We start from the raw sequence: 5476 nt of genomic DNA, 5'->3' as shown, positions 1-5476 counted from the left end.
GCCCCCGCGGAGGCCGCACCCCTAGTGGTGAAACCCGGTCGCCGCCCCCTTGTCCCGAGTCAACGGCCCCGACTGCTGCCGAAGCTCAGGCAGCAACCGCCCGAGGTCCTCCAGGAACAGCCCCGCGAGATCGGACGTGAACCCGTTGCGGCACACCACCCGGAGCACGGACAGGTCCTGCCGGTTCTCCGGGAAGGTGTACGCGGGAACCAGCCACCCCTTCTCCCGCATCCGCCGCGCCACGTCGAACACGTCGTACGAGGTGATCCCCTCCTCCGTGGTGAAGGCGAACACCGGCAACTGATCCCCCTTCGTGAGCAGCCGGAAGTCCCCGAACTTCCCGACCTGTTCCGCGAGCCCCAGCGCCACGTCCCGCGTCGACTGCTGCACGGCCCGGTATCCCTCACGCCCCAGCCGCAGAAAGGTGTAGTACTGCGCGACGACCTGGGCGCCGGGCCGCGAGAAGTTGAGCGCGAACGTGGGCATGTCCCCGCCCAGGTAGTTCACCCGGAAGACAAGCTCCTCCGGCAACTCCGCGGCGGACCGCCACAGCGCCCAGCCGACGCCCGGGTACACCAGGCCGTACTTGTGCCCGGAGGTGTTGATCGACGCCACCCTCGGCAGCCGGAAGTCCCACACCAGCTCCTCGTCGAGGAAGGGCGCGACCATCGCGCCGGACGCGCCGTCCACATGGACGGGTACATCGAGGCCGGTGCGTTCCTGAAGGTCGTCGAGCACCCCGCACAGCTCGGCGATCGGCTCGTACGACCCGTCGAAGGTGGAGCCGAGAACGCCCACGACCCCGATGGTGTTCTCGTCGCACAGCGCCGCGGCCGCTGCCGGATCGAGATGGAACCGGTCGCCCTCCATGGGCACCTGCCGGGCCTCGACCTCCCAGAAGTTGCAGAACTTGTCCCAGCAGACCTGGACGTTGACCCCCATGACGAGGTTGGGCCGGGCGCCGGCCGAGGGATACCGGTCGGCGTTCCGCTTCGCCCACCGCCGCTTGAGGGCCATCCCGGCGAGCATGCAGGCCTCGCTGGACCCGGTGGTCGAGCAGCCGACCGCGGCGCCCGGGTCCGGGGCGTTCCACAGATCGGCGAGCATCGACACACACCGCCGCTCCAGCTCGGCCGTGCGCGGGTACTCGTCCTTGTCGATCATGTTCTTGTCCCGGCACTCACCCATCAGGACCCCGGCCTCCGGCTCCATCCAGGTGGTGACGAAGGTGGCGAGGTTCAGCCGTGCGTTGCCGTCCAGCATGAGTTCGTCGTGGACGAGCTGATACGCCGTCGAGGGGGCCAGCGGGGCGTCCGGGAGCCGGTGCTTCGGCGGGGCCTCGGTCATGCCGCCGACCGGGTTGGCCTGGCCGTAGAAGGGGTTCACGGCGAGCCGGTGCCGATCGTTCCGGTCGTGCCCGTCGTCCTGCGGGTCGTCGCTGTCCCATCGGTGCAGTGGCATGTCTTCGACGGTAGGTCCGCCACCGGAGACTCGCACCTCACACGTGTGCCGGCCCACACCGCCCGCTCGCGACGGTCGCCCGCTCCCGGACGGCCCCGGTGTACTGGACGGGACAAAGGACTTGCACCTCACGTGACGTGAGGACCCAGCCTGGAACGCGTACCGAGAAAGGGAGCGGAAGCATGAGCTACACCGTGGGACAGGTCGCGGGCTTCGCCGGGATCACGGTGCGCACGCTGCACCACTACGACGAGATCGGCCTGCTCGTACCGAGCGAGCGCACCGGCGCGGGCCACCGCCGCTACGGCGACGGCGACCTCGACCGGCTCCAGCGGATCCTGTTCTACCGGGAGCTCGGCTTCCCCCTCGACGAGGTCGCGACCCTGCTCGACGACCCCGAGGCGGATCCGCGGACGCACCTGCGCCGCCAGCACGAGCTGCTGACCGCCCGGATCGAGAAGCTGCAGAAGATGGCCGCGGCCGTGGAGCACGCCATGGAGGCACGCAAGATGGGCATCAACCTCACCCCCGAGGAACGGTTCGAGGTCTTCGGTGACAAGGACCCCGAGCAGTACGCGGAGGAGGCGGAACAGCGCTGGGGCGGCACGGAGGCGTACGCCGAGTCGCAGCGTCGCGCGGCCACGTACACCAAGGAGGACTGGAAGCGCATGCAGGACGAGGTGGCCGACTGGGGCGCGCGTTACGACGCTCTGATGGTCGCTGGCGAGGAGCCGACCGGTGAGGCGGCCATGAACATGGCCGAGGAGCACCGGCAGCACATCTGCACCTGGTTCTACGACTGTCCGTACGAGACGCACCAGTGCCTCGGCGAGATGTACGTCTCCGACGAGCGTTTCAAGGCGTTCTACGACTCCACGCGCCCCGGTCTCGCCGAGCACCTGCGGGACGCGATCACCGCGAACGCGGCCCGCCGACACCCCTGACCACACAGCTTGGTCTCAGTGCGGCCACAGGGCACTCTGGAGGAACCGGTGGAACCTAGTGGGGTGACCGTGCGTTGATAGCTTTGGTCACCCCTGTGGGTCCCACTCCTGTGAGGCCCACCCTTGTGGGCCCTCACCCACAGGCCTTCGCTTTCTCTCACCCCCCAGGAGCCCGGAACCGTGACGACGATCGCCCTCGGGCCGAGCTGGCTGGACCCGGACTATCTGCTCGACTCGTTCGGCATCTGGGGCCTGCTCCTGATCGTGTTCGCCGAGTCCGGCCTTCTCATCGGCTTCTTCCTGCCGGGTGACTCGCTGCTCTTCACAGCGGGCATGCTGATCGCCACCGATGTGCTGGACTTCCCGCTCTGGGCGGCCGTCGTCCTGATCTGCATCTCCGCGATCCTGGGCGACCAGGTGGGCTACATGTTCGGCAAGAAGGTCGGCCCTTCGCTCTTCAAGCGGCCCGACTCCCGCCTGTTCAAGCAGGAGAACGTCACCAAGGCCCACGAGTTCTTCGAGAAGCACGGCCCGAAGTCCCTGGTCCTGGCCCGCTTCGTGCCCATCGTGCGGACGTTCACGCCGATCATCGCGGGCGTCAGCGGCATGCGGTACCGCACGTTCCTCATCTTCAACATCGTCGGCGGCATCCTCTGGGGTGCGGGCGTCACCCTCCTCGGCTCCTGGCTCGGCAAGATCGAGTTCGTCAAGACCAACATCGAGGCGATGCTGCTCCTCATCGTCTTCATCTCGGTGCTCCCGATCATCTTCGAACTCCTCAAGGCGAGGAAGGCGAAGAAGAACCAGCCCCCGGCCGCGGCCACCCCGGTCATGGACGACGCGACGACCCAACTCCGCCGCATCCCCCCGACGGACCCCCAGCAGCAGCCGTACGACCCCAACCAGGGCCACGACAACCAGGCTTACGACAACCAGGCTTACGACAACCAGGGCTACCAGCAGCAGGGCTACCAGGAGAACTACGGCTACCAGCAGCAACAGCAGCCGTACGCCCAGCAGTACCCCCAGGGCGGCCAGTACCCCCAGGGCAACCAGTACCCCCCGAACCAGAACCAGCAGGGCTACCAGGGCCAGGACTACCCGCAGTACTGACCGACAGGTCGTCCACCCGCGCTCCCGTCACCCGGGGGCGCGGGTGCTTTTGTCTTCAGGGGCGCGGGGCTGTATCGATGTGCGGCTCCGCCGCGTGGGCGCGAGCAACCACGACGTACCCGCACGCACCCGCCAACGCACCCGTACCCCCGAGCTGTCAGGCGCTCAGAACCCCCTGGTCCGCTTCGCGGCCTTACGCCCAGCCCGCGCCGCCCCCGGCAGGAACAACCGGAACAGCTCGGACCCGAGGTGCACCCCGATCGCGATGGCCATGGCCAACGCCGCCGCCTTCGTCAGCGACACCAACCCCGCGTCCACATCGTTCTGCGCCAGACCCAACAGCCCGAAATACGTCGCCGACCCCGGCAGCAACGGCCCGATCGCAGCGGTCGTATAGGGCAACGCGGAAGCGAACCGATACCGCGACAACAACTGCCCGAACAGCCCCACCACCCCCGCGGCCACGGCCGTGGAGGCGACCGGCGAGATCCCGCCCGCGTCGTGCATGGCCCCGTACACGGCCCAGGCGACACCCCCGTTCAGGGTCACCGCCAGCACGGTGGATCGTTCCTGCTGAAGCAGCACTGCGAAGGTCAACGACAACAGCATCGAGGCCCCGAGCTGCAACAGCGGCCGGTCCGCGCTGCCGAGCGCCGCGTCCGGGTTCAACTCGGCGCCCAGCTTCACGCCGAAGTACAGGACGAGCAGCACCCCCACCACGATGCCCACGAAGAGGTACATGACCTCCAGGAGCCGCGCGGAGGCGGTGATGTAGAACCCGGTCAGCCCGTCCTGCACGCCCGCGACCAGCGCCCGCCCGGGCAGCAGCGCGAAGAGCCCACCGGTGATGACGGCGGACGCCTCCACGTCCACGTGCACCAAGGTCAGCGCCAGCCCGATCGCCGCCGGGGGCATCGCCGCCACCAGGAACTGGTAGAACTCCGGCAGCCCCCGCCCCGAGCAAACCCAGGCCAGCCGGTCGCCGAGCATCGCACCCAACGCCGCGGCGACGAAGACCACGACCCCACCGCCGACCAGCACGGACGCGGCGCCCGCGAGCAGCCCGCTCGCCGCGGTCAGCGCCCAGCCGGGATACGGGTGCCGGTTGCGCCGTATCTCCGCGAGCCGCCGGTAGGCCTCCTCCAGCGAGATCGCGCTCTCCGGGTCGCTGAGGTCGTCCACCAGCTGGAAGACGGCCGCGAGCCGGGTGTAGTCGGTGGCCCGGCGCCGGACGATCCGGGACGCCGAGACCGGGTCGTCCACCAGCGACGGCTGGTAGGTGACCGACAACTGGGTGAAGGTCACGGTCGGCTCGCAGCGGTCGAGGCCGTAGGACCGGCACACGGCGAACATCGCCGCCTCCACGTCCTCCGCGCCCTCGCCGCCCGCCAGCAGCAGTTCGCCGATACGCAGGGTGAGGTCGAGCACACGCGGCACGGCGGGCCCCGACTCGCCCTCCGCGCGCGCCGGAGGCTCCGGCGCGGGCCGCTCCGCAACCGGCATCCGCAGCATCGTGCGCATCCGGTCCTGCCAGGGCACGTCCTTGGTCAGGCTGACGGCCGGAATCCCGCCCGGCGGCGTGAACGCGACCGGCGCGTGCCGCGCGCTGTAGGTCCGCGGCAGACTGAACGCGGACCCCTCCTGCTCCGTCGCCACCGGCTCGGGCGGCGCCAGCCCCTCCGGCAGGGCGAACTCGGAGGTCGTCTGCGCCTCCGGCTCCGGCCCGGCGGCCGGCACGTCCAGCCCGGCCGGGATCGCGAACTCCGAGGTCACCGACGCGTCGCCGTCGATCCCCAGGACGAAGCCCACCGGCACGAACGTGCCGCCCGCCGCGTCCGACACCGGCTTGCGGTCCGCCTCCGGCCCGCGGTTCCCCGGTTCCGTCACTCCCACTCAGCCGCGCTCCCTGTACGACATCTCGGTACGCCTCAGTATGCGCACCGACACGCACTGATACG

4 protein-coding genes are annotated in these 5476 nt (G+C 69.7%); 2 read left to right on the top strand and 2 right to left on the bottom strand.

Going from position 1 to position 5476, the window contains the following annotated elements:
- Positions 1-21 precede the first annotated feature (21 nt).
- On the bottom strand, positions 22-1461 hold the full coding sequence (locus ACFU53_RS46215; RefSeq protein ID WP_384006206.1) for a glutamate decarboxylase: 1440 nt from the start codon (positions 1459-1461) through the stop codon (positions 22-24).
- A 182-nt stretch (positions 1462-1643) separates the two neighbouring features.
- Between ACFU53_RS46215 and ACFU53_RS46210 the strand changes: the two genes are divergently transcribed.
- Both ACFU53_RS46210 and ACFU53_RS46205 read left to right on the top strand, forming a co-directional pair.
- Positions 1644-2405 (top strand): MerR family transcriptional regulator, encoded by a 762-nt coding sequence (locus tag ACFU53_RS46210; RefSeq protein WP_384006204.1) that lies wholly within the window; start codon positions 1644-1646, stop codon positions 2403-2405.
- 180 nt (positions 2406-2585) lie between these two features.
- Complete coding sequence (locus ACFU53_RS46205; RefSeq protein ID WP_384006202.1) at positions 2586-3518, top strand: DedA family protein; 933 nt, start codon at positions 2586-2588, stop codon at positions 3516-3518.
- A gap of 165 nt (positions 3519-3683) precedes the next feature.
- On the opposite strand, the gene ACFU53_RS46200 is transcribed toward ACFU53_RS46205, so the two are convergent.
- Positions 3684-5405 (bottom strand): threonine/serine exporter ThrE family protein, encoded by a 1722-nt coding sequence (locus tag ACFU53_RS46200; protein ID WP_384006208.1) that lies wholly within the window; start codon positions 5403-5405, stop codon positions 3684-3686.
- Positions 5406-5476: the final 71 nt, after the last annotated feature.

Source organism: Streptomyces sp. NPDC057474, assembly GCF_042802555.1.
In the GTDB taxonomy this organism is placed as follows: Bacteria; Actinomycetota; Actinomycetes; order Streptomycetales; family Streptomycetaceae; genus Streptomyces.
The sequence above is the reverse complement of the archived record's forward strand: the minus strand, read 5'-3'. Positions and strand labels throughout refer to the sequence as shown.